The 24,424-nt window shown below is 49.5% G+C and carries 23 protein-coding genes; 19 read left to right on the forward strand and 4 right to left on the reverse strand.

Annotated elements, in window-relative coordinates:
* Positions 1-84: 84 nt before the first annotated feature.
* Both AXI59_RS07565 and slrR read right to left on the reverse strand, forming a co-directional pair.
* Positions 85-1,533 carry a carboxylesterase/lipase family protein gene (locus AXI59_RS07565; protein ID WP_061527821.1) on the reverse strand — a complete coding sequence of 483 codons (1,449 nt, stop codon included), beginning with the start codon at positions 1,531-1,533 and terminating at the stop codon, positions 85-87.
* Between the two features lie 80 nt (positions 1,534-1,613).
* A complete protein-coding gene (gene slrR, locus AXI59_RS07570; protein WP_061527822.1) occupies positions 1,614-2,069 on the reverse strand; it encodes an HTH-type transcriptional regulator SlrR in 456 nt (151 codons plus the stop codon).
* A 246-nt stretch (positions 2,070-2,315) separates the two neighbouring features.
* Here slrR and AXI59_RS07575 point away from each other — a divergent pair, with 246 nt between their 5' ends.
* The 15 genes from AXI59_RS07575 to AXI59_RS07645 all read left to right on the forward strand — a co-directional run bounded on the left by AXI59_RS07575 (position 2,316) and on the right by AXI59_RS07645 (position 18,053).
* Positions 2,316-3,023, forward strand: a complete 708-nt coding sequence (locus AXI59_RS07575; RefSeq protein WP_061527823.1) for a YveK family protein — start codon at positions 2,316-2,318, stop codon at positions 3,021-3,023.
* A gap of 5 nt (positions 3,024-3,028) precedes the next feature.
* Complete coding sequence (locus AXI59_RS07580) at positions 3,029-3,709, forward strand: CpsD/CapB family tyrosine-protein kinase (protein WP_061521662.1); 681 nt, start codon at positions 3,029-3,031, stop codon at positions 3,707-3,709.
* Between the two features lie 224 nt (positions 3,710-3,933).
* On the forward strand, positions 3,934-5,754 hold the full coding sequence (locus tag AXI59_RS07585) for a polysaccharide biosynthesis protein (protein WP_205632582.1): 1,821 nt from the start codon (positions 3,934-3,936) through the stop codon (positions 5,752-5,754).
* A 13-nt stretch (positions 5,755-5,767) separates the two neighbouring features.
* The gene (locus tag AXI59_RS07590; RefSeq protein WP_061527915.1) at positions 5,768-6,907 is read left to right on the forward strand and encodes a glycosyltransferase family 4 protein; all 1,140 of its coding nucleotides are present in this window, start codon (positions 5,768-5,770) and stop codon (positions 6,905-6,907) included.
* Complete coding sequence (locus AXI59_RS07595; RefSeq protein WP_061527824.1) at positions 6,904-7,746, forward strand: glycosyltransferase EpsE; 843 nt, start codon at positions 6,904-6,906, stop codon at positions 7,744-7,746. Before AXI59_RS07590 ends, AXI59_RS07595 begins: the two co-directional genes overlap by 4 nt.
* Complete coding sequence (locus AXI59_RS07600) at positions 7,739-8,887, forward strand: glycosyltransferase family 1 protein (RefSeq protein WP_061527825.1); 1,149 nt, start codon at positions 7,739-7,741, stop codon at positions 8,885-8,887. Before AXI59_RS07595 ends, AXI59_RS07600 begins: the two co-directional genes overlap by 8 nt.
* A 3-nt stretch (positions 8,888-8,890) precedes the next feature.
* A complete protein-coding gene (locus AXI59_RS07605) occupies positions 8,891-9,994 on the forward strand; it encodes an EpsG family protein (protein ID WP_061527826.1) in 1,104 nt (367 codons plus the stop codon).
* Between the two features lie 18 nt (positions 9,995-10,012).
* A complete protein-coding gene (locus AXI59_RS07610) occupies positions 10,013-11,050 on the forward strand; it encodes a glycosyltransferase family 2 protein (protein WP_061527827.1) in 1,038 nt (345 codons plus the stop codon).
* A gap of 4 nt (positions 11,051-11,054) precedes the next feature.
* The gene (locus AXI59_RS07615; RefSeq protein WP_061527828.1) at positions 11,055-12,131 is read left to right on the forward strand and encodes a polysaccharide pyruvyl transferase family protein; all 1,077 of its coding nucleotides are present in this window, start codon (positions 11,055-11,057) and stop codon (positions 12,129-12,131) included.
* Positions 12,128-13,162 carry a glycosyltransferase gene (locus AXI59_RS07620; protein ID WP_061521656.1) on the forward strand — a complete coding sequence of 345 codons (1,035 nt, stop codon included), beginning with the start codon at positions 12,128-12,130 and terminating at the stop codon, positions 13,160-13,162. The genes AXI59_RS07615 and AXI59_RS07620 overlap by 4 nt, the downstream gene beginning before the upstream one ends.
* On the forward strand, positions 13,159-14,676 hold the full coding sequence (locus tag AXI59_RS07625; protein ID WP_061527829.1) for an MATE family efflux transporter: 1,518 nt from the start codon (positions 13,159-13,161) through the stop codon (positions 14,674-14,676). Before AXI59_RS07620 ends, AXI59_RS07625 begins: the two co-directional genes overlap by 4 nt.
* Complete coding sequence (locus AXI59_RS07630; protein ID WP_061527830.1) at positions 14,673-15,281, forward strand: sugar transferase; 609 nt, start codon at positions 14,673-14,675, stop codon at positions 15,279-15,281. Before AXI59_RS07625 ends, AXI59_RS07630 begins: the two co-directional genes overlap by 4 nt.
* On the forward strand, positions 15,278-15,916 hold the full coding sequence (locus AXI59_RS07635) for an acetyltransferase (protein ID WP_061527831.1): 639 nt from the start codon (positions 15,278-15,280) through the stop codon (positions 15,914-15,916). Before AXI59_RS07630 ends, AXI59_RS07635 begins: the two co-directional genes overlap by 4 nt.
* A gap of 14 nt (positions 15,917-15,930) precedes the next feature.
* Positions 15,931-17,103 (forward strand): DegT/DnrJ/EryC1/StrS family aminotransferase, encoded by a 1,173-nt coding sequence (locus AXI59_RS07640; protein WP_061521652.1) that lies wholly within the window; start codon positions 15,931-15,933, stop codon positions 17,101-17,103.
* Positions 17,082-18,053: a polysaccharide pyruvyl transferase family protein gene (locus AXI59_RS07645; RefSeq protein ID WP_061527832.1), complete on the forward strand. Its 972-nt coding sequence runs from the start codon at positions 17,082-17,084 to the stop codon at positions 18,051-18,053. The genes AXI59_RS07640 and AXI59_RS07645 overlap by 22 nt, the downstream gene beginning before the upstream one ends.
* A 10-nt stretch (positions 18,054-18,063) precedes the next feature.
* Here the strand turns inward: AXI59_RS07645 and yvfG are convergent, their stop codons facing one another.
* Positions 18,064-18,282 (reverse strand): protein YvfG, encoded by a 219-nt coding sequence (yvfG, locus tag AXI59_RS07650; protein ID WP_061521650.1) that lies wholly within the window; start codon positions 18,280-18,282, stop codon positions 18,064-18,066.
* A 76-nt stretch (positions 18,283-18,358) separates the two neighbouring features.
* Here yvfG and rpoN point away from each other — a divergent pair, with 76 nt between their 5' ends.
* Positions 18,359-19,666, forward strand: coding sequence for an RNA polymerase factor sigma-54 (rpoN, locus tag AXI59_RS07655; protein WP_061527916.1), 1,308 nt, complete (start codon positions 18,359-18,361; stop codon positions 19,664-19,666).
* Positions 19,667-19,701: 35 nt separating this feature from the next.
* On the opposite strand, the gene lutP is transcribed toward rpoN, so the two are convergent.
* Positions 19,702-21,381 carry an L-lactate permease LutP gene (lutP, locus tag AXI59_RS07660; protein ID WP_061521649.1) on the reverse strand — a complete coding sequence of 560 codons (1,680 nt, stop codon included), beginning with the start codon at positions 21,379-21,381 and terminating at the stop codon, positions 19,702-19,704.
* Positions 21,382-21,585: 204 nt separating this feature from the next.
* Here lutP and lutR point away from each other — a divergent pair, with 204 nt between their 5' ends.
* The 3 genes from lutR to AXI59_RS07675 all read left to right on the forward strand — a co-directional run bounded on the left by lutR (position 21,586) and on the right by AXI59_RS07675 (position 24,424).
* Positions 21,586-22,305 (forward strand): L-lactate utilization/bacilysin biosynthesis transcriptional regulator LutR, encoded by a 720-nt coding sequence (gene lutR / locus AXI59_RS07665; RefSeq protein WP_061521648.1) that lies wholly within the window; start codon positions 21,586-21,588, stop codon positions 22,303-22,305.
* A 32-nt stretch (positions 22,306-22,337) separates the two neighbouring features.
* Positions 22,338-23,534, forward strand: a complete 1,197-nt coding sequence (locus AXI59_RS07670) for an aminotransferase-like domain-containing protein (protein ID WP_061527917.1) — start codon at positions 22,338-22,340, stop codon at positions 23,532-23,534.
* A 173-nt stretch (positions 23,535-23,707) separates the two neighbouring features.
* The gene (locus AXI59_RS07675) at positions 23,708-24,424 is read left to right on the forward strand and encodes a (Fe-S)-binding protein (protein ID WP_061521646.1); all 717 of its coding nucleotides are present in this window, start codon (positions 23,708-23,710) and stop codon (positions 24,422-24,424) included.

Consider the following 24,424-nt stretch of genomic DNA (forward strand, 5'->3'; position numbering starts at 1 on the left):
GTATTCCATACCCGCTTTTAACTTAAAGGTGTTTTTTATTTGTCTCACTCTATGGGGTCAGTCCCCGGGCTCCCTTGGGTTTTTTTATGCTTGAAAGAGGATGCGGCGTTTTTCGGAATCAGGATCGCTTTCGACTGAAACTGCCGTGTTGAAAATCAAGGTGTCACGTGAGCTGGTTTGATACTCAGGCCAATTGAAGTGAGGGGTATTCGGGTTTCCGGTTTTTGCAAAAGCCAGCCATGCGGATTGGATTTGCTTGGAAAGCTGTTTTGTGTCCTCACCGAGCGGTTCTTGCAGTGTCTTTTTCAAAGAATCAAAGTTTCCGAACACAAACGGCAATTCTAAAGCGTGCACAGCTTTATGAAACGGCGGTGTTTGGCCGTGCCAATCAAAGCGGTACATCCAGACCGGCGCGTATTGCGACTGTCCTTGTGCGAAAGCGACAGCCGGCCGCCAGAAAATCAGATCCGTCATCATATTGATTTGTCCCGTTAAAGAATGCGGGTACAAATCTGCCGCTTGCTTGGTGCAGTTCTCTCCGAGATGATGAAGCAAATAGTCTTGCTGCTTTTTCTCGGAATGAATTTCTGTATCAGGGGTGAAAAACAAATATGCTTCATCACGATTGGTTCCGATGATCATCGGTATGCCTTCAGCGGCCCCGTCTGCAATGGCTTCTGCCGGTTCCGCAGGTAATGTAGCCGGATCGATGGCGGGCTGAAACAAAAGCTGAAAAATGTTTTGTTCTTTTGTGCTCCGCACTTTATCCGCAGTTTTGAGCATGTCATTAACGGAAAGCCCCTGCAATTGATCAGTGCCGGCTTCATTAATAAATGCCGTTGTGATGTCTTTTGCCATGTCCGCCGTCATCGTTTGAGACGCGCCGCTTTCTAAAATCGCTTTGTGAAACAGGCCTTTTGCATCAGGCATTGCCATGAGGGATGCGATGCTCATGCCGCCTGCAGATTCTCCGAACACCGTGACGTTATCAGGGTTGCCGCCGAAAGCGGAGATATTGTCTTTCACCCATTGCAGCGCGGCAATTTGGTCGAGCAGGCCGATGTTATTGGCATAGGATTCATCAACTGCACCCATATGTAAAAAACCGAATGGGCCCAGCCTGTAGTTGAGTGTCACCACAATGACGTCACCCTGCCCGGCAAGCGCAGATCCGCCGTACATTGGCTCACTGCCTGCTCCTAAATAAAACGCGCCGCCGTGAATCCATACCATGACTGGCCGGTTCGTTCCGGGGGAGCCGGGGGTGAAGACGTTTAAATAAAGGCAATCTTCAGATTGAGGCGGTATGTCTCCTGAAAATGACATGAACAGCAAATCAGTCGGCTGCGGACAGATAGGACCGAATGAATCGGCACTTTTTATACCTTCCCACGATGCGGGCGGCTCAGGCGCTTTGAATCTCAACTTTCCGACCGGCGGCTCTGCATACGGAATGCCTTTCCATGAATGGACGCCGTGTTCGGCCGTTCCTTTTAAAGCTCCGTAACGAGTTTGAACGGTAAGTGCAGTCATAACATCATCCCCCTTTTTCTTTTCATTATAAACAGAGAGGATGAAAGGAAGCGAATAAAAGCCCTTTCATATGCATATCATCAGTAACGCTTTCGTTCTAAAAAAGATCTGACCTCCTGAATGGACAGGCCGAGTTCTTTTGCTTCCTGCATGAGCGCTTTCCATTCCTCGATATTGGACTCGGTCAGCTTTCTGTTTCTGTAGGGAGCGGGCTCCTGCCGTTTTTCGGTCAGTTTGTTCGTAAAGGTGAACAGCTCTTCCTTCGGCATTCCCGACTGCACGGCTTGAACGAGATGAATCCGCCATTCATCTTCTTTGCCCCCCATATGATGAAGCATCGTTTCAGCATCAAAGAGTTCTGTCAGATCTACCTGCAGGGTGGCGGATACTTTTTTCAGAAACTGTATAGACGGATTTGAGTGAACGCCTCTTTCTATCTTGCTTAAATAAGACTTAGAGACACCTGCTTCGACTGCTAGCTGATTAATAGAGTAGCCTTTTCTTCTGCGGTATAAACGAATTATTCTTCCAATCATTGTGCTGGATTCTCCCCTGTGTACTGGCATTTTTTCGTTCATTATAAGAAATTTTTCGTTCTTTATAAAATTTAAAATTATAAGGTAAGTGCAGTAAATAAGAGGAAAATCATGATAATGTTCTCTAAAGAGAACTTAATGGCTTAATTTGAAATTTTCAAATTTCAAGGTTTTCTTTTATAATCCAATCATTAACAGAAGGGGGCGTAAAAGCCTGCTGCAATAAGGCTGAGGGCTATATATTACATGAATGAGAATATGAGTTTTAAAGAGTTATTCGGAATTATCAAGCACAGATTTTTACTGATCTTCATCATGACTGCAGTTGTGACGCTCATCACGGGATACATTCAGTTTCGGGTGATCTCTCCCGTTTACCAGGCGTCGACCCAAGTGCTCATTCATGAAACAAGCGGTGAAAAAAACTCGAGTCTCAGCGACATCCAGCTGAATCTTCACTACAACAACACATTTCAAACCATTATGAAAAGCCCGGTTGTGCTGGGGAAGGTGAAACACACCTTACATCTTTCTGAAACGGCGTCTGCCTTAAAAGGAAAGATTGCGACAAGCAGCGAAACCGATTCTGAAATCATTACGGTTGCGGTGCAGGATCAAAATCCGGCCCGGGCAGCCGCTATTGCGAACACGATGATCAAGACGTTTAAACAAGAGGTCCGCGACAGGATGAATATGAAAGGTGTGGTCGTTCTGTCTGAGGCAAAGGCTTCGGAAAGTCCGATGGTCAAGCCTTCGCGCCTCCGAAACATTATCATGGCGTTCGGTGCGGCACTTATGGCGGGCGTTACGCTGGCGTTTTTTCTGCATTTTCTGGATGAAACCATTAAAAGCGAGCGGCAGCTCAGCGAAAAAACAGACTTGCCTGTATTAGGGGTTGTGTATGACATCAAAAATAAGCAGACACAATCTGATGAAAAATATTTCGGGGAGTGAGGCGTTTGGGCTTTAGAAAAAAGAAAACAAGACGAGGGCTGGCTCAAATATCCGTTTTACATCATAAATCATTGGTAGCTGAACAATACCGCACCATTCGGACAAACATTGAGTTTTCCTCTGTCCAGACCCATTTACGCTCCATTCTCGTTACGTCTTCCGTTTCGGGAGAAGGCAAGTCATTCAGCGCCGCTAATCTTGCGGCGGTATTCGCGCAGCAGGAGAAAAAGGTGCTGCTTGTGGATGCGGATTTAAGAAAACCGACAATCCACGAGACTTACCAGCTTGAAAATGTACAGGGCCTGACGAATGTGTTAGTCGGAAACGCTTCTCTCGGCGAAACGGTTCAAAAAACACTGATTGATAATCTCTACGTATTAACGAGCGGGCCGACGCCGCCGAATCCGGCTGAACTTCTTTCTTCAAAAGCGATGGGAGAGCTGATCCAGGAGATTTATAACCAGTACAGCCTGGTGATTTTTGATTCCCCGCCGCTTTTGGCAGTGGCGGACGGGCAAATTTTGGCGAACCAGACAGATGGGAGCGTGCTCGTCGTCTTAAGCGGCAAAACCAAAATGGATACCGTCCAAAAAGCGAGGGACGCGCTCCAGCAGTCAAAAGCGAAGCTCTTGGGCGCGCTGCTCAATAAAAAGAAAATCAAAAAAACAGAGCATTACTCGTATTGAGCGGTGCAGGTGATGTCTCCTTACCTTTATCAACGGAGGCACTCGGCTCTGCTGTGGGCAGCGGTTGAAGCTGCCTTAGATGCTGGTCGTCGGTGGCGGGGTGTGAGGACGGGTTAAATGCCCATTTTATCTTCAAGATGATTCAGGTTATCGGTTTAGCTGTTACGCCTGTTTTTTAAAAAGAAAACCGTATCAGCTAAACCGATAAATGAGGAGGGGAAAGATTGAGTTACCGGAGAAGACTTTCAATGATTTTCGCATTGGATACTTATCTCGTTTTACTTTCCATTATTATAGGATATCAATTTTTTGAGGATTCTTATCATTTTTACGACTCCGGAGCATTGCTGCTGACTGCGGTCAGCATGCTCATCAGCCACCATGTATGCGCTTTTTTGTTTCATCAATATAAGCAGGTGTGGACGTATACGGGGATCGGTGAACTGCTCGCCCTGATCAAGGGGATTACGCTGTCCGCCGCCATGACGGCAGCCATTCAATATGCGGCGTTCCACACGGTCTTGTTCCGCCTTTTGGCCGTCAGCTGGATGGTACAGCTTTTGTTTATCGGCGGGAGCCGCATGGTCTCGCGAGTGCTGAAAGAAACGATCGGGAAGAAACAGAATTCCTCTTCCCGCGCGCTTATTATCGGGGCAGGATCGGGCGGCACGCTGCTCGTTCGGCAGCTTTTGCAGAAAAATGACCTTGGGATGACGCCTGTTGCATTTATTGATGACGACCAGACGAAACATAAACTTGAAATCATGGGGCTGCCCGTGGTCGGCGGAAAAGAAAGCATAATGCCGGCGGTGCAAAAGCTGAGAATTCACCGCATCGTGATTGCGATACCGTCGCTTCGCACCCATGAGCTTCAGAGGTTATATAAGGAATGTGTGCAGACGGGCGCCCATATTAAAATCATGCCTCAATTTGACGAAATTCTGCTCGGCTCACAGACGGCCGGCCATATCAGAGATGTAAAAGCTGAGGATTTGCTCGGGAGAAAGCCGGTGACGCTTGATACGAGCAAGATTTCAAACAGCATAAAGGGTAAAACGATTTTAGTCACGGGCGCAGGCGGCTCGATCGGTTCGGAAATATGCCGGCAGATCAGCGGATTTCAGCCGAAAGAGATCGTCTTGCTCGGACATGGGGAAAACAGCATCCACTCCGTCCATGCCGAACTGGCCGGACGCTTCGGCAGGCAGGTGGCCTTTCATACGGAGATCGCTGATATTCAGGACAGAGATAAAATCTTCACCTTGATGAAAAAATACGAGCCGCACGTCGTCTACCATGCGGCTGCCCATAAGCATGTGCCGTTAATGGAACATAACCCTGAAGAAGCTGTCAAAAATAACATCATCGGCACTAAAAATGTGGCGGAAGCCGCCGATATGTGCGAAACGGAAACGTTCGTGCTGATTTCTTCTGACAAAGCGGTCAATCCCGCCAACGTCATGGGGGCGACGAAACGTTTCGCGGAAATGGTCATCATGAATCTCGGCAAAGTCAGCCGCACCAAATTTGCAGCCGTCCGCTTCGGAAACGTGCTCGGCAGCCGCGGCAGCGTTATTCCGATTTTTAAGAAGCAGATCGAAAAAGGCGGCCCCGTCACAGTCACGCATCCGTCGATGACGCGTTACTTCATGACGATTCCGGAAGCGTCAAGGCTTGTCATTCAGGCCGGCGCGCTTGCAAAAGGCCGGCAGATTTTTGTGCTGGATATGGGGGAACCCGTAAAAATCGTCGACCTGGCCAAAAATCTGATTCATTTATCAGGATATACGACAGAACAGATTCCCATCGAATTTTCCGGCATCCGCCCCGGAGAAAAAATGTATGAGGAATTGCTGAATCATAACGAAGTACATACGGAACAGATTTTTCCGAAAATCCATATCGGGAAAGCGGTAGACGGCGATTGGCCCGTGCTGATCCGCTTTATGGATGAATTCAGCCGGCTTTCGGAAGCGGAGCTGAGAAAAAGGCTGTTTGAGGCGATTGAATCAACACAAGAACAAGCGGCGGCCGGCGTTCATTAGGGGGACTGGAATGATGACAAAAAAAGTGCTATTTTGCGCCACTGTCGATTATCATTTTAAAGCTTTTCATCTTCCGTATTTTAAATGGTTTCAAGACATGGGCTGGCAGGTGCATGTTGCGGCTCATGGCGAAATGAGCCTTCCGTTTGTGGATGAGAAGTTTTCCGTCCCGATCCGGCGGTCGCCGTTTCATCCCGATAACTTTTCCGTTTACAAACGGCTGAAACAGCTGATTGAAGAGAACGGGTATGACATGGTTCATTGCCATACGCCGGTCGGCGGCGTGCTTGCCCGCCTTGCGGCGAGACAAGCACGGCGGAAGGGGACAAAGGTGCTGTATACCGCACACGGGTTTCATTTCTGCAGCGGAGCGCCGCTGAAAAATTGGCTGATCTATTATCCGATCGAAAAACTGCTTTCTTCCTATACAGACTGTCTGATTACGATTAATGAAGAGGATTACAAACGGGCGAAAAACATGAGGAAAACAGAATGCCGGGCAAAAAAGATACACGGCATCGGCGTTGATACGGACAGATTCAGGCCTGTCAGCCAAACAGAGATTGAGCGGCTGCGGGAAAAACACGGTTTCGGCGCCGGAGAGTTTATCCTCGTGTATCCCGCAGAATTAAATGTGAACAAAAATCAAGGCCTTCTCATCGAGGCGGCCGCATTGCTGAAGAACCGCATCCCCGGGCTGCGCCTCGTGTTTGCCGGAGAAGGAACGATGGAAGATTCGTACAGGAGGATGGCTGAGACACTCGGAGTGTCAAAGCAGGTGCGATTTTACGGTTTCTGCCGTGACATCCATGAGCTGATTCAGCTTGCAGATCTGTCTGTCGCTTCCAGTGTGAGAGAAGGGCTCGGCATGAATGTGCTTGAGGGAATGGCGGCCGAAAAGCCCGCTGTCGCTACAGATAACAGGGGGCACCGGGAGATTATTCAAGACGGAGTGAACGGTTTTCTCGTCCCGCTCGGAGACAGCGAATCATTTGCAGACCGCATTGAACGGCTGTACCGCTCGCCTGATTTGAGGAAAGCATTGGGGCAGAAAGGGCGGAAAACGGCCGAAACATTTTCAGAAACACGTACGGTAGAGGAAATGGCGCGTATTTACGCCGTTTACATGGATAAAAAGGAGAAAAGCGTATGAATTCAGGAGCACAACCGAAAATCTCTGTCATCATGGGCATTTATAATTGTGAACAGACATTGGCAGAAAGCATCGAATCTATTTTGAGCCAATCCTATAAAAATTGGGAGCTGATCATGTGTGATGATGCGTCAACTGACGGTACGCTTCAGATTGCGCGCAGGTATGCGGAACATTACAGCGACCGGATCACGCTGATTCAAAATAAAACGAACAAACGGCTTGCCGCTTCCCTTAACCGCTGTCTTTCATACGCAACGGGCGCCTATATTGCCCGGCAGGATGGGGATGACATTTCTGCCCCGCGTCGGCTTGAAAAACAAGCAGCCTTCTTGAATAAGCATTCCCACTATCAAGTTGTAGGAACGGGGATGCTCGTTTTCGACGAATACGGTGTAAGAGGCGCAAGGCTGCTGCCGGCCGTTCCGAAACCGAGAATTATGGCGAAAGGGACGCCGTTTTGCCATGGCACCATTATGATGCGGGCCGAGGCTTACCACACGCTTAACGGCTATCGTTCTGTAAAGCGGACCCGGCGGATGGAGGATATTGATTTGTGGCTGCGCTTTTTTGAAGCAGGCTTCAGAGGCTACAACCTTCAAGAGACGCTCTATAAAGTAAGGGAAGACAGCGAAGCATTTAAACGGAGATCGTTTACGTACTCGATTGACAATGCGGTGCTTGTTTTTCAGGCATGCAGACGGCTGAAGCTTCCGCTTTCTGATTACATATATGTCGCAAAGCCGCTCATTCGCGCGGTTACACCGCCCGCTGTCATGAACCGCTATCACAAAAACAGAGGCCTCCGCCAAAAAGAAGGGCTTGCCGAACATGAATAACGGAACACAGCGGGTGCTGCACATTTTCAGCGGGATGAACAGAGGCGGCGCCGAAACGATGCTGATGAATTTATATCGGAAGATGGACAGGACGCAGGTGCAGTTTGATTTTTTAACCCATCGGAATGATCCGTGCGCTTATGATGAGGAGATTCTCTCTCTCGGCGGACGGCTTTTTTATGTGCCGAGCATAGGACGGACAAATCCGATTGCGTTTGTGAGAAATGTGAAGCAGATCATTCAGGAAAAAGGGCCGTTTGCCGCCGTCCATGCCCATACTGATTTCCAAACAGGATTTATCGCTCTTGCGGCGCGGTTAGCGGGCGTTCCCGTGCGGATCTGCCATTCTCACAGCACGTCGTGGCGGGCGCGGTCATCCTTTCTCGGCCGGATGCAGCTGTTTGTATTCAGACGGCTGATTACATCTTGCGCCACGACACTATGTGCCTGCGGGGAAGACGCGGGCCGCTTTTTATTCGGGGAAGCAAAACTGAAGCAAAAAGCCGTGCACCTTGTGCCGAACGGGATTGATCTAGACTTGTTTTCCGGTGATAAAACGGGAGCCGAACATGAAAAAAAGAAGCGGGGCATTGCCGCCGATCGGCTGATTATCGGGCATATCGGACGCTTCACAGAAGAAAAAAACCACGTGTTTCTGCTTCGGCTTGCCGCTTATATGAAGGAGCGGGGAACGGATTTTCAGCTTGTTCTTGCCGGAGACGGACCGCTTCGCCCCCAAATCGAGGAGATGGCGGAGAAGCTGGGGCTCGGCGATAATGTGCTTTTTGCGGGCATAGAGGAGCGCGTTCATGAGTTGATGAAGGCGATTGATGTGTTTGTTATGCCGTCGCTTTATGAAGGCCTGCCGGTCGTGCTCGTCGAAGCGCAGGCATCCGGTCTCCCGTGTGTGATTTCAGAAGGCATCACAGAAGAAGCCGATGCGGGGCTTGGGCTCATAAAAAGGCTCAGCATTGGCGTGCCGCCGGAAGAATGGGCGGCCGCCGTTTTGCAGGCAGCCGCCGAGCAAAGGCCCGACGAGGGGCACATCAGGCGGATTCTCGGGAGGCTCGGTTATGACGTGAAGGAAAATGTGGGGGTTGTCATGAAGCTTTACAATATGAACTGTGAAAAAGGACAGTAATCGATGATTGTATATGTAGTCAATATGGGAATTGTTTATATTTGGTCATGGTTTGCCAAAATGTGCGGCGGCCGTGATGAGTCACTTTCGACCGGATATCGGCCGAATCAGCTTGTCATGCTCGTTCCGCTGGCATCGCTGATTTTTGTCTCCGGTTTACGCTACAGAGTCGGAACGGATTTTCAGACATACGCGCTGATGTACAGGCTAGCGGGAAACTACAGGAGCATATGGGAGATATTTGGAATCGGCGCCAAAAAAGCCGCTGTTGATCCCGGTTTTACCGCCCTTATTTGGCTCATGAATTTCATAACGAAAGATCCGCAAATCATGTATTTTACCGTTGCCGTTGTGACGTGCACCTTTATTTTAAAGGCGCTCGCCGAGTTCGGCCGGCCGTTTGAGCTGAGTGTGTTTTTGTTTTTAGGCACTTATCATTATTATGCCTCCTTCAACGGCATCAGACAGTATATGGTGGCGGCGGCGCTCTTTTGGGCTGTCCGCTATGTGATCAGCGGGAGCTGGAAACGCTATTTTTTGATTGTGCTGCTGTGCTCGCTCTTTCATTCCTCGGCGCTGATCATGATTCCGGTTTATTTTATCGTCAGAAGAAGGGCATGGTCGCCGGCCATTTTCGGGCTGTCGGCTTTGTTTCTCCTCATGACGTTTTTGTATCAGAAATTCATTTCCGTGTTTGTCGTTGTGCTTGAAAACAGCTCATACGGCCATTATGAAAAATGGCTGATGACCAATACGAACGGGATGAATGTGGTGAAAATTGCGGTGCTGCTGCTGCCGCTGTTTTTGGCATTCTGCTATCGTGAAAGGCTCAGAAAGCTGTGGCCGGACATTGATGTAATCGTTAATTTCTGTCTGCTTGGATTGTTATTCGGCCTGCTGGCGACAAAGGATGTCATCTTTGCCCGGTTTAATATTTATTTCGGTCTGTACCAGATGATCTTGATTCCTTATTTTGTCAGAGTTTTTGATGAAAAATCGAATGCGCTGATTTATATCGCCATTATCGTTTGTTATTTTCTCTATAGTTATTTGCTTATGCCGGTAGATTCATCTGTGCTCCCGTACAGAACGATTTTTTCCCGGTAATTTATACTGGAGGTTCATATGGAAACACCCGCGGTCAGTTTGTTAGTTGCTGTGTATAATACGGAAACATATATAGAGCGCTGCTTGGAATCACTGCTCCATCAGTCGCTTGGCAATATCGAAATCATTCTCGTCAATGACGGGTCCACGGACAAAAGCCCGGATATGATTGAAGTCTATGAAAAACGGGATGAGAGAATCCGCGTCATTCATCAAAGTAATCAGGGGCTCGGCGCGGTCCGCAACAGGGGCATTGAGGCGGCGAGGGGCGAGTTTATCGCTTTTATTGACGCGGACGACTGGATTGAGCCTGATTATTGCCTGCGTATGTATGAAAAGGCGAAGGCTGATGAAGCCGAGCTTGTCATTTGTGAATATACGGCCGAGTTTGCCGATACGGGCAAAACCGCCGTTTCAACGATCGCTTCGGCGTATCAGGGCCGGCCGAAACAAACGTATGTGAAAGATTTATTCGAGGGGAAAGTCAGCGGGTTTTCGTGGAATAAGCTGTACAGCAGAGCCATGATTGAAAAACATCAGCTGCGCTTTCCGCTTCGGGATGAGCTGGAGCATGTGGAGGATCAATATTTCAGCCTGCGGGCGCATTTTTTCGCACGGACGGTATCGTATGTGGAAGAGCCGCTCTATCACTATAGGATTCATCTGACCTCCATTGTCCAAAGCTATCAGAAAAAGCTGTTTGACTCAGGTCTCGTTCTTTATCGGCTGAACGAGGCTTTTTTGCGTGAAAACGGCAATTTGCAAGAGTATCAGCAGGAGCTGGATTTCTTCATCGTGCAGCACGGCACAGTCTGCCTGCTTAATGAATGGAAACGGAATAACGGAGGCCTGCTTGCCGAGAAATGGAGCAATATCAGCCGGATATGCGCTGATCCGGTATTCCGGCTAAGCCTGTCGAAAACAGGGACTGCGCCGTTTGACGCCAAACGTTCATGCCTCTTGCTTTTGGCGAAGCTGAGGCTTGTTCCGTTTGTCTCGCTGGCGTCGGCGGTGTATCAAAGAGCAATCGAGTACAAAATGAAAATCAGAGGGTGAAGACATGTCGATACAATCATGGAAAATCAATCTCGCAGAGTGGCTTCTGCTCAAGGTCAAATACCCGTCCGAGTTTCACTTCGGGGCGGCAAAAGAGAAGCAGGGACAGACAGCCGCACGCAAAAAAATCATTCTGACCCTGCTCCCGTCCCACGATAATCTCGGCGATCACGCCATCGCTTACGCGAGCAAAACGTTTCTTGAACGGGAGTATCCCGATTTTGACATCATTGAGGTGGATATGAAGGATATATACAGGTCTGCTAAGGCGCTGATCAAAAAGCGCCACCCCGAGGACATGGTGTTTATCATCGGCGGCGGGAATATGGGCGATTTGTACCGTTATGAAGAATGGACGCGCCGCTTTATCATTAAAACCTTTCATCAGTATAAAATCGTCCAGCTTCCGGCGACGGCTCACTTTTCTGACACAAAAAAAGGGCGGAAGGAGCTGAAGCGCGCCAAAAAAGTGTACAATGCGCACCCGGAGCTTTTGTTAATGGCGAGGGACGAGACGACGTATCAATGGATGAAGCGCCATTTTCCGGGAAAAACCGTTCTCAAACAGCCTGACATGGTTTTATATTTAGACAAAAGCGAACAGCATGTTCCGCGCGAAGGAATTTTTCTTTGTTTACGGGAGGACCGCGAAAGCGCGCTTACCGATGATGAGAGAAATAGGATAAAAGCCGCTTTGACCGAGGAATTCGGGGAGCTGCACTCTTTTACCACGACGGTCGGCCGGAGGGTCAGCCGCCGTACACGCGAAAAGGAGCTTGAAGCGCTGTGGGATACGCTTAAGGGTTCGGAGGCCGTCGTGACTGACAGGCTCCACGGGATGATTTTTTGTGCGCTGACAAAAACGCCCTGTGTCGTCATCCGCTCCTTTGACCATAAAGTGATGGAAGGCTATCAATGGCTGAAAAGCATTCCGCACATGACATTCATTGAGCGGCCCGAGCCCGAAACGGTGGCAGCCGCTGTAAACAGGCTCCTTGCTTCTGAGACAGGGGAAGGCGGTTTTTCGCACAGCGTCTATTTTGAAGGGCTGAGGGAAAAGATCAGCGGTGATGCCAATTGACCGCCCCGCTTGTGAGCATTATTGTCCCAATGTACAGGACAGAGCCTTTTATCAAAGAATGTGCGGCCTCTCTTATGAAACAGACGCTTACATCTGTCGAGATCATTTTCGTCAATGACGGTTCGCCGGATGAGTCCGGCCGGATAGCTGAAGAACTGGCGGCTCAAGATGCAAGAATTCAAGTGATTCATAAAGAAAACGGAGGACTCAGCTCGGCCCGCAATGCCGGGATCAAAGCTGCACGCGGCCGATACATCGGCTTTGTGGATGGTGATGACTATGTGGCCGACACGATGTTCGAACGGCTTTATAAAGAAGCGGAAAAGGGACGGCTTGATATTGCAGGCTGCGGATTTTACAAAGAAACGCCGTTAAAGGAAAGGACATATGTGCGGCCGCCGCTTCCCGCGGGCCGCGTCTTCACAAAAGCTGATATGACCGATCAGCTGACACGCGCGCACGAATTAAGATTCATTTGGTATGTGTGGCGCTATATTTACCGGCGTGACGCATTAAACGGACTTTTATTTGATGAAGACATCCGGTTTGCCGAAGATTCTCCGTTTAATCTTGATGCGTTTCGAAAAGCCGCCCGTGTCAAAGTCATTGACGAGGGTTTGTATATCTACCGGGAAAACCCTCAGAGCCTTACAGAAATACCATTTAAGCCTTATTTAGATGAGCAGCTTCAAAAGCAATACGAGGCGAAAATGGCTTTTTACGAGTCAAACGGACTGACTGAAGCTTGCCGGACAGATATTGATACGTATTTGTGCAAGCATCAAATTCCCATGCTTTTGGCCAATGCCTGTGCTTCCCCGCAGCCGTCACATGAAATCACAGACCACATCCGGCGGATCTTATCTTATGACATGGTGAAAACCGCTGTCCGTAACACGCCGTGCAGGCATAAACAGCTCCTGACGGGGGAGCGGGTTGTGCTCGGCTTATGCAAAATGCGCCTGCCTATTCTCCTGCAAGCGTTCTTTGAACGGAAAACGAAAGAGAAAGGCAGTGCGGAAGGAGCATGAAATTCGCCATTAATTTCGGCACCAATGTGACGGCGTTTTTACTATCGGTCTTTTTATCAGTCTGGATGACACCTTTTATTGTGAAAACATTGGGCGTAGAGGCTTTTGGATTTGTTCATCTGACGCAAAATATCATTAATTATTTCTCCATTATCACCGTTGCGCTCAGCTCGGTCGTTGTGAGGTTTTTTACTGTCGCTGCCCACAGGGGGAACAAGGAAGAGGCCAATGCGTATGTAAGCAATTATTTAGCCGCGTCTGTCATTATATCGTTATTGCTCGCTGTGCCGCTCGCCGGGACGGCTTTTTTTATTGACCGGGTGATGAATGTGCCGGAAGAGCTTCTGTCGGATGTGCGTCTGTCCATTTTGATCGGCAGCGTGCTGTTTATGCTGACGTTTTTTATGGCGGGATTCGCGACTGGTCCGTTTTTTGCCAACCGTCTTTATATCTCAAGCTCCATTCAGGCCGTGCAAATGCTGGTCAGGGTGCTGTGTGTGCTGTTTTTGTTTACTTGTTTTACGCCGAAGATTTGGCAGATTCAGCTTTCGGCCTTAGCGGGAGCTGCTTGTGCTGCGATACTGTCTTTTTTCTTTTTTAAAAAGCTGATTCCGTGGTTTTCGTTTACACGTAAAAATTTGTCGTTTCAAACGAGCAAGGTGCTGTTTCAGGCGGGGGCGTGGAGCTCGGTCAATCAGATCGGCGTGCTGCTGTTTTTGCAGATTGACTTAATGACCGCGAATCTTGTGCTGGGGCCGTCTGAGGCCGGGATATATGCGGCGATTATTCAGTTTCCTCTCCTGCTCAGAAGCTTGGCGGGGACTCTTGCTTCCTTGTTTGCGCCGATTTTGACATCGTACTATTCAAAAGGCGATATGGATGGTCTGATGACGTACGCCAATCAGGCCGTGCGGATGAACGGGCTTCTCCTCGCGCTTCCTGCAGCTTTGTTAGGGGGGCTTGCTGAACCGTTTCTTGCGATTTGGCTCGGCCCGTCGTTTGTGCAGACCGCGCCGCTCTTATATATTCACGCCGCGTATTTGGCGGTCAGCCTGTCGGTCATGCCGCTATTTTACGTATGGACGGCTTTTAATAAACAAAAAACGCCCGCAATCGTCACGTTATGTTTAGGCGGGCTGAACGTCATCTTGGCCGTTGTCCTCAGCGGGCCGGCCCATCTTGATTTATACGGCATCACCATTGCCGGGGCCATTGCCCTCGTTCTTAAAAATGTCGTCTTTACGCCGCTTTACGTATCGCATATTACAGGCTTTAAAAAACATGTGTTTTATAAAGGCATGTTCGGCCCGATTGCGGCCGCTGTATTTGCCTGGGCGGTCTGCTGGGCGATTCGGCTGTTTTATCCGGTTGACAGCTGGGCCGGGCTCATTGCCGCGGCGCTTGCCGTATGTATAGGCTATGCGGTATTTGCCTTTTTCTTTGTTTGTACGAAAGAAGAAAGGCGGCTTGCTTTTAAGCAATTCAGAAAAGGGAAAGGAGCTGTTCAGATTTGATGGCGAAACGCTTATTTGATACGGCTGCGGCCATTCTTTTATTGTGCGTCGCAAGTGTTATTCTCCTCTTCGCCATGGCTGCCGTCAGATGCAATATCGGTTCACCGGTGTTTTTTAAACAGACGAGGCCCGGACTTCACGGGCGCCCGTTTACCTTATATAAGCTCAGAACGATGACGGATGAGCGTGATGAAAACGGCGTGCTGCTGCCGGATCATCTTCGGCTGACCAAAACGGGGCAGCTGATCAGAAAGCTGAGCATTGATGAGCTTCCGCAACTTATTAATGTCATAAAAGGAGATCTCAGCCTTGTCGGCCCTCGTCCTTTGCTGATGGACTATTTGCCGCTTTACACAAAAACGCAGGCGAGGCGCCACGAGGTGAAGCCGGGCATTACGGGATGGGCGCAGATCAACGGAAGAAACGCCATCTCATGGGAAGAAAAATTCAAGCTCGATGTTTGGTATGTCGACAACCGCTCTTTCTTTCTCGATCTGAAAATTCTGCTGTTAACGGTCCGAAAAGTCCTTGTTTCAGAGGGCATACACGAGGCCAACCATGTGACGGCGAAGCGTTTTACGGGCAGCGGGGATATCTCCTCATGAAACAGGTGGGGCTGATCGGAAACGGCGGACACGGCAAAGTAGTAAAAGAGATTGTGAATGCCCGCTCTGATATGCAGCTTGCGGGCATATTTGACGACAGCTTCAGCGGCTTTGCCGGCCGGGAAGGCTTGTATACAGGCCGCCCGGACGACATACACCTCTTGCGGAAACTCATTCCCGATGTCGTCTTTGTCATAAGCGTCGGAGATAACGGCGTAAGAAAACAGCTCGCTGAACGGCTTGGGCTGCGGCATGAGGATTGCACCTCCCTCATTCACCCGGCAGCAATCGTCAGCGAAACGGCCGCCATCGGAAGCGGAACGGTCATCATGGCGGGAGCCGTCATTCAGGCTGACGCAAACATTGGCGCACATTGCATTATCAATACAGGCGCAATCGCGGAGCACGACAATTCAATCGGAGATTACGTCCATCTTTCACCGCGCGCCGCACTTGCGGGAGGCGTAAAGGTTCGGGAAGGAGCGCATATCGGAATCGGCGCATCAGTCATTCCGCAAATAGAAATCGGCCGCTGGAGCGTCATCGGCGCAGGGGCGGCCGTGATCAGCCCGATTCCCGATGATGTGACGGCCGTCGGTGTTCCGGCCCGTGTCATCTCCTCTATTCACACATAAAAAAGGATGATTCCATGCAAACAAACAACCGAATTTATTTATCTCCGCCTCATATGAGCGGGAAAGAACAAGAGTACATCGCTGAAGCCTTCCGCTCTAATTGGATTGCGCCGCTCGGTCCGCTCGTCAACACATTCGAAAAACGGCTGGCGGATTATGCGGGCGTTAAAGGTGCGGCGGCTGTCAGCTCGGGAACGGCGGCGATCCACCTTGCCCTGCGGCTTGCGGGCGTTACAAAAGGAGACACTGTGTTTTGCTCCTCCTTTACTTTTGTCGCCACCGCGAATCCGATTTTATATGAGCAGGCGGAGCCCGTTTTTATTGACTCAGAATGGGAGACGTGGAATATGTCGCCGGATGCGCTGGAACGGGCGCTGCAGGATGCGAAGCGGCGCGGCATACTGCCGAAAGCGGTCATTGCCGTCAACCTTTACGGCCAAAGCGCGAAAATGGATGAATTGCTGAGCCTTTGCGATGCATACGGCGTTTGTCTCATTGAAGATGCGGCTGAATCGCTGGGATCGGTATACAAAGGCAGGCAGAGCGGCACGTTCGGCCATTTCGGCATTTATTCATTTAACGGCAACAAAATCATTACGACATCAGGGGGAGGCATGCTCGTTTCAAACGACGAAGCTTCCATTGAAAAAGCGAGGTTTCTTGCATCACAGGCCCGGGATGCGGCCGTTCATTACCAGCACAGCCAGATCGGATATAACTACAGGCTCAGCAATATTCTCGCAGGCGTGGGGATTTCTCAGCTGGAAGTGCTGGAAGAGCGCGTTCAGGCGAGGAGAAAGGTGTTTGACCGGTATAAGGAAGCATTAGAAAGGTTTCCGGGCATCCGCATGATGCCGGAGCTTGAAGGAACGGCATCCAACCGCTGGCTGACCGCCCTGACGCTTGACAACGGCGTGACGCCGAATGACGCCATCGCCTGCCTTGCTGAACAAAATATAGAAGCCAGGCCGCTTTGGAAGCCTCTGCATACACAGCCGTTATTCTCATCATCTTTGTTTTATCCTCACAGCGATCAGGAACGGGTCTGCGAAAATCTTTTCAGCCGCGGGATCTGTCTGCCGTCAGGCTCAAATCTGTCTGAAGCGGATCAAAACCGCGTGATTGCTGCACTTGTGCATCTGTTTGAATCGAAAGGGGCGACATCATGGACAGCCAGCATGTCATGACCGGTTTAAAAGAAACGCTGACGGGTCTCCTCAGCGTCATACCGCCGCAATCTGAGATCATTTACGCCGACTATCCCCTATACGGAAATGTAGGGGATTTATTTATTATGAAAGGGACGGAGGCTTTTTTCAAAGCGCACGGCATCCGCGTGAAAAAGCGCTGGAATCCGGACAATTTTCCATTCGGCCGGCGGGTTGGGCGGAACGCTGTCATTGTCTGTCAGGGAGGCGGTAATTTCGGAGATCTCTATCCGTATTATCAGGCCTTCAGGGAAAAAATCGTCAAAGCCTTTCCTGAAAACAGGATCGTCATTCTGCCGCAATCCATTTATTTTCGGGATGAAAAACAGCGGCGCCGGACAGCGGCGCTTTTCTCTGAACACAGGGATCTGCACCTTTTCACAAGGGATAATGTATCTTATGAAACGGCGAAACGTTATTTTTCGGCTAACCATATTGGGCTTATGCCCGACATGGCCCATCAGCTGTTTCCGATTATCCCGAAATCCGCTGCTTCTTGCGGGAAGCTGCATTTTATCCGCATGGACGGCGAGGCTAATCCGGATCTGCAAATAGTTGATCCGGTCCAAAGCTATGACTGGAAGCACGTACTGTCAGCCGCCGACCGCCGGGGAATCGCTTTTCTCCAAACGGTGAATGTCCTGAATAAAAAAGCGGGAAATCCGCTGCCGATGGCGCTCATATGGGGAAAATATTCAGATTACCTAGTGAAAAAGGCGATCCGATTTTTCAGCCGTTATGAAGCGGTCGAAACGTCAAGGCTTCACGGCCACATCCTTTCCTCGCTGCTTGGAAAGAAAAATACCGTCATTGACAATTCGTACGGAAAAAACGCCAACTATTATCACACCTGGATGAAAGAAGCGCCGAACACCCGGCTCATCCGGGAAACCCCCGAAACGAAGGAAAACCTTCCTGCTCTGACATGAGCGGAAGGTTTTATTTTGTTTCTCCCCGTTTGACTTTGTTATAAGCTTCGTCCAAATGCTGGATTCTTTTGAGCACAACCGCGTTTTTCGTCAGCTGATCCTGTACAAGGGTTGAAACGACGGAGCGGTAATAGCTGTTCATCGCATGAATTCGGTCTTCATTGGGATTCATTTCAATATGCTGTGTAAAGTTCTCAATAAAATAAGGAACGGAAAAAAGTTCTGACATTTATAAAGCACTCCTTTTAATAAATATATACGGTATGAAGCCAATCATGTACAATGAAAAAAGGGGAGTGAGCATGATGGATATCAAACTTCAGCAAACACAAATACTAAAGCCTCAATTAACTCAAGAGCTTAAACAGGCCATTACATTACTCGGATATAACTCCGCGGAACTGGCCGAATATATTGATGAGCTCTCACTGGAAAACCCTCTGATTGAACGAAAGGAAACAGACACACCGCCACTATCTTACCACAAAATAAATAAAAACAGGATGAAAGCGCAGGACGGAAGACAGCAGATAAGCCACACCCGGAAAACCCTGCAGGATGCGCTGAAACAGCAATCTTTAGATATTAAGCTGTCTAAGAATGAGGAGAAAATTTTTAATTATCTGATACATTCGCTCGATTCAAACGGCTATTTACAAGAGGATATCCAAGCTGCTGCCGATCATGTGTCAGCTACGGCAGAGGAGACGGAGGCGGTTCTCGGAAAACTCCAGTCGCTTGAACCGGCCGGAATCGGCGCCCGTTCTCTGCAAGAGTGCATCATTCTTCAGCTGCGCCGTCTTCCTGAGCGGAACGAACAGGCGGAACGGATTATCGGTGACTACTTTGAGCTATTTGCAAGAAAAAACTGGAAAGCGCTTACATTAAAAACGGGCATATCGCTCATGGACATTCAGGACATTTCTGATATGATCACGGCGCTCGACCCGAGACCCGGGCTTCGCTACGCACATGAGGAGCCGGGCTTTTATGTCGAACCTGATATTTTCATCACGGTGAAAAACGGCAGCATTAAAGCGCAGCTGAACAGCCGTTCTTTTCCGGATATTCAGCTCCATGCCAATTATCAGCCGCTGTTATCATCCGGATGCCGGGATACGGAAGCCTACCTGTCGGCGAAATATCAAGAATGGCGCTGGCTGCGACGTGCTTTAACACAAAGAAAACAAACCATCACCAGAATCATCAGCGTACTGACGGAACGGCAAAGATCTTTTTTTCTGACAGGGAGAAGCGGGATGAAGCCGCTGACGTTAAGAGAGGTCGCTGAAACGCTGGAGCTCCACGAATCAACGATCAGCCGGGCCATTAAAGGAAAATACGTGCAGACGCCATACGGGCTGTACGATATGAAAACCTTTTTCTCGGCAAAAGCAGAATCATCAGGAGACGGGGATGCCTCCAATTATGCCGTCAAAGCCCATCTGGAAGCACTCATCAGCGCAGAAGATAAAACGAAACCGCTTTCAGATCAAAAACTGGCTGACATGTTATTCGGCCAATATGACATTCGGGTATCAAGGCGCACCGTCGCCAAATACCGTGATCAAATGAATATCCCGCCGTCCTCGGCGAGAAAACGATACAGCTGAACCTCCCCGCGGCAAGTACGGGGAGGTTCTCCGCATTATGGGATCATCCATGAAAAAACATGGTGCTGCAAAAAGGTAATGATACAGACGAGCAGCAGCAAAAAGAGGCTGTGCTTAATGGTGAACCGAAAAAGATCTGCCTCCTTGCCGGCAAGGCCCACAGCAGCGCATGCGACCGCAATGGATTGCGGAGAAATCATTTTTCCGGTGACGCCTCCTGACGAGTTCGCGGCGACGGAAAGAACCGGGTCCATACCGACAGATAGTGCCGTCACCTTTTGCAAGCCGCCGAACAAGAGATTGGCCGAGGTATCAGAGCCTGTAATAAACACGCCGAGCCAGCCGAGAACGGGCGAAAAGAAGGTGAACATCGCACCTGTCATCGCAAGCGCCAGGCCTAACGTCGTACTCATGCCGGAAGCGTTTGTCACATAGGCAAAACCGACGACAGAACCGATGGTTAAAATCGGGAGCATTAATTCCTTTAATGTCTCCGCAAATGCTTCGCCCCATGCTTTCCATGACATGTCCAAAACGAACTTGGACATAATGGCGGCAATGAAGATCGCCGTACCCGCAGAACCGAAAAGCTCCAGCTTATACACCGCTTCGATCGGAGTGCCGTCCGCATGCAGAATTTGATTGTTTACAAATGGAACGGGAGGCGTAAAGGTCAATGCTTTTCCGGCCGCATTCAGCCAGGAAAGCCACAGCGAAGTCCCGTCGTAGTGTCCGGTCAGCGCTGCCTTCATCTGCGGAATGCCCCAAATGGAGATCATGGCTGTCAAAAGAAGGAACGGCGACCATGCTTTAAAAATGGCGGCGCCTCCGTACACCGCCGGCGCATCATGATCAGAGGCGGCCGCTGATTCCCGTTCCGCCGCAAAGCGGAACGCTGTTTTCGGCTTCCAAAATTTCAGAAACACCGCAAGCGCACCCATAGAAACAAGAGCTGACAGCACATCCGGCAGCTCAGGCCCTAAAAAATTCGAGCTGGCATACTGCACGGCCGCAAAGGAAACGCCGGATACAACAATTGCGGGCCACACTTCAAAAGCTTTCTTAAACCCGCTCATCAGAATGATTAAATATAGCGGAATAAAGACGGATAAAAACGGCAGCTGGCGGCCGACCATTTGCGAAATCTCCATTGCCGGTATGCCTGTCGGGCCTTCGACTGCGGTAATCGGGATGCCGATCGCGCCAAAAGCAACGGGCGCCGTATTGGCGATCAAGCAAATACCCGCGGCATAAAGCGGCTGAAAACCGAGTCCGACGAGCAAAGCGGCTGATATCGCTACAGGTGCGCCGAAACCCGCGGCGCCTTCTAAAAAAGCCCCGAACGAGAAGGCAATGAGCAGCGCCTGCAAGCGGCGGTCATCTGTGATCGACAGCACCGAGCTGCGAATGATGTCAAATTGCCCCGTTTTGACGGTGATTTTATACAAAAAGACGGATGTGACAATGATCCAGCCGATCGGAAGCAAACCGTACACCGCTCCCTGCGAAGCAGACAGCAGTGCTTTCTCCGCCGGCATTCCATAAACCAATACAGCAGTCAAAAGCGAAACCCCTAAAGTCAAAAGTCCCGCTATGTACCCCTTCATTCGTTTCACAGCAAGCGCCCAAAAAAAGAAAACAATCGGCACGAGCGCACAAGCGGCCGACAAAAGCAAGTTCCCCCCTAAAGGAGCATACTCCTGTGTCCATTGCATCCCAAAAACCCCTCCCCGTATTATGTAAGCGATTGCGATTTATGATAAGGTCATCAGATGACCGGGTTAACTAGCATTATATTTTGAGAAATTTGAAAGTTCAATACTTTTCTTAAATAAATTGTCTGAATCTGTTGACGGAACGAAAAAAGAAGTATAATAGACGATAAACATCAAGACTCACAAGTCACGGGGTGATACGCGTTGAAATATAAACAGATTAAAACGAAAAAAATATACGAGGAAGTTGCAGACGCGCTGCTGGAGAAAATTAAAGCAGGCGAGCTCAAGCCCGGCGAAAAGCTGGACTCCGTTCAGGCGCTTTCTGAGAGCTTTCAAGTGAGCCGATCTGCGGTCAGAGAGGCGCTGTCAGCCTTGAAAGCGATGGGGCTCGTGGATATGAAGCAGGGGGAAGGCACGTACATTAAAGAATTTGAGCCGTCCCATATCTCCCAGCAGCTCTCATCGGCACTCTTAATGAAAAAAGAGGACGTCAAACAGCTGCTTGAAGTCAGAAAACTGCTCGAACTCGGCGTCGCCGCCATGGCCGCCGAAAAACGAACAGAAGAAGACCTGAACAAAATCCATCAGGCGCTCATCGAGATGAAAGACATCGACGGAGACGAGGAACTGGGAGAAAAAGCAGACTTCTCCTTTCATATGGCGCTGGCGGAAGCTTCACAAAACGAGCTGCTCAAGCATCTCATGAACCATGTCTCCGCTCTGCTTTTGGAAACGATGAGAGAAACAAGGAAGATCTGGCTGTTCTCTAAAAAAACGAGCGTGCAACGGCTGTACGAAGAACATGAACGCATCTACAACGCCGTCGCCGCCAGAGATGCAGCTAAGGCCGAAGAAGCGATGACGGCGCATTTGACGAATGTGGAAAGGGTGCTTGGGGCTTATTTTGAAGAAAATGTGTGAAAAAGCTGATTGGTGAAAGGGGATATGATCAAATGCAGGCCGAATCCTTTTTTTCTGAAAACATCAGGAAAGCTCTTAAAAATGATCCTCCGGGTGAATGGATGCCGGCTGTTCCTCATGAGTGTATCCATCTGCATTCCGGCTATCCCGATCCTGCTCTCGTACCCTATGAGCAGCTGAAAAAAGCCGCATCCGATCTTCTTGAAGAGGAGCGTGATTTGCCGCTTCATTATCTTGGGAGCCCAAGAATCAACGCATTAAAAAAGCAAATTCAAGATAGGCTGTCGGCCCGCGGTATTCACTCTTCAGATGATGAGCTCATGATTTCATCAGGTGCTTGTCAGGCGATTGATCTGATTGCCCGGATACTCATTGACGACAAAACGGCAGTTGCCATTGAGTCTCCATCATATATGGAGGCGCTGGAGATTTTTAAGAACTATACGCCGCATATCATGAGCATTCCGTCAGATGAGGACGGCCTTCAGACAGATCAATTAGAAAGTATGCTGGAGGAAAGAAAGCGCAAAGGGCTTGTCCTTCCGCGACTTCTCTATACCATTCCAGCCTTTCAAAACCCTGCGGGAACCACCATGTCAGCGAAGCGGAGAACCCACATATTACAGCTTGCCGAAACGTATGATTTTCTCATCTTGGAGGATGATGCGTACGGAGAGCTGGGATTTACCGACATCCCCCCGCCGCTGAAAGCCATGGATCAAGATCACAGGGTTCTGCACGTCGGTTCATTATCAAAGATCGCGGCACCGGGAATGCGGATCGGATGGATAACGGGGGCAAGTAAATTTATTAGAGCCCTGTCATGGTTTAAAAAAGATTTAGACCATCCCTTTTCCCAAGCTGTGACCGCTGTATATTTACAGCAAACGGATTTCAATGAAAGGCTGGCCGTCATACGTGACACATACCGGACCAAGTGTGCCGTCTTAATATCAGCATTAACACAATATGTCCCGGAATCCGTGTCCTGGCACGTTCCGAAAGGCGGCTACTTTGTATGGATAAAAGTCCCGGGGGCGGATACTTCAGCATTGCTGACTCAAGCTCTTTCTCAAGGCGTTTCGTTTGTACCCGGCAAATATTTTTTCTTAGACCCGCAAGACGGAACCGAATTTCTCCGTTTATCGTTCAGTTACGCTGATAAAAACAGCATCGTCAAAGGCGTTCAAAGCCTGGGAAGTATCTTAAAACAGAATGTTAGAAGCTGAAAGAGAGGCCGGAAGAGCTTCTCTTTTTTATAGAGAGAACATCCGCAAAAAGGAATTTCCCAGAAAACACTTCCATTTCATATTCAGAATAGTGTACGATATTCATAGAGGTTTTCCTAAAAACAGGTCATCAGATGACCAGATCATTATTGAGGATGAAAGAGGGGTTCATCATGAAAGTCTCATTATTTGTCACGTGCCTTGTGGATATGTTCCAGACCGATGTCGGAAAGGCGACGGTTGAGGTACTGGAGCGGCTTGGGTGTGAAGTTGATTTTCCCGAGGGACAGATTTGCTGCGGGCAGCCTGCGTATAACAGCGGGTATGTGACCGATGCGAAAAAAGCGATGAAGCGGATGATTGCCGCGTTTGAGGAGGCAGAGTACGTTGTCAGTCCGTCGGGTTCCTGCACGACGATGTTCCGTGAATATCCGCAGCTGTTTCAGAACGACCCGAAATGGGCTGAGAAAGCGCAGCGGCTCGCGGACAAAACGTATGAGTTAACAGACTTTATTGTCAACGTCCTTGGGGTAGAGGATGTCGGGGCGGAGCTGCATAAAAAAGCGACATTACATACATCGTGCCACATGACAAGGCTGCTCGGCGTGTCAGAGGAGCCGATGAAGCTTTTAAGCCATGTAAAGGGGCTTGAGTTTACGCAACTTCCCGGGAAGCATCAATGCTGCGGCTTTGGAGGCACGTTTTCGGTGAAAATGGCGCAAATCTCCGAACAGATGGTAGATGAAAAGGTTGCCTGTGTGGAAGAAACGGAAGCCGAGGTGCTGATCGGAGCGGATTGCGGCTGTTTGATGAATATCGGGGGAAGGCTTGGCCGGAAAGATAAACATATCAGAGTAATGCACATCGCCGAAGTGCTGAACAGCAGATAA

Origin of the sequence: Bacillus nakamurai, assembly GCF_001584325.1 — a bacterium.
In the GTDB taxonomy this organism is placed as follows: Bacteria; Bacillota; Bacilli; order Bacillales; family Bacillaceae; genus Bacillus; species Bacillus nakamurai.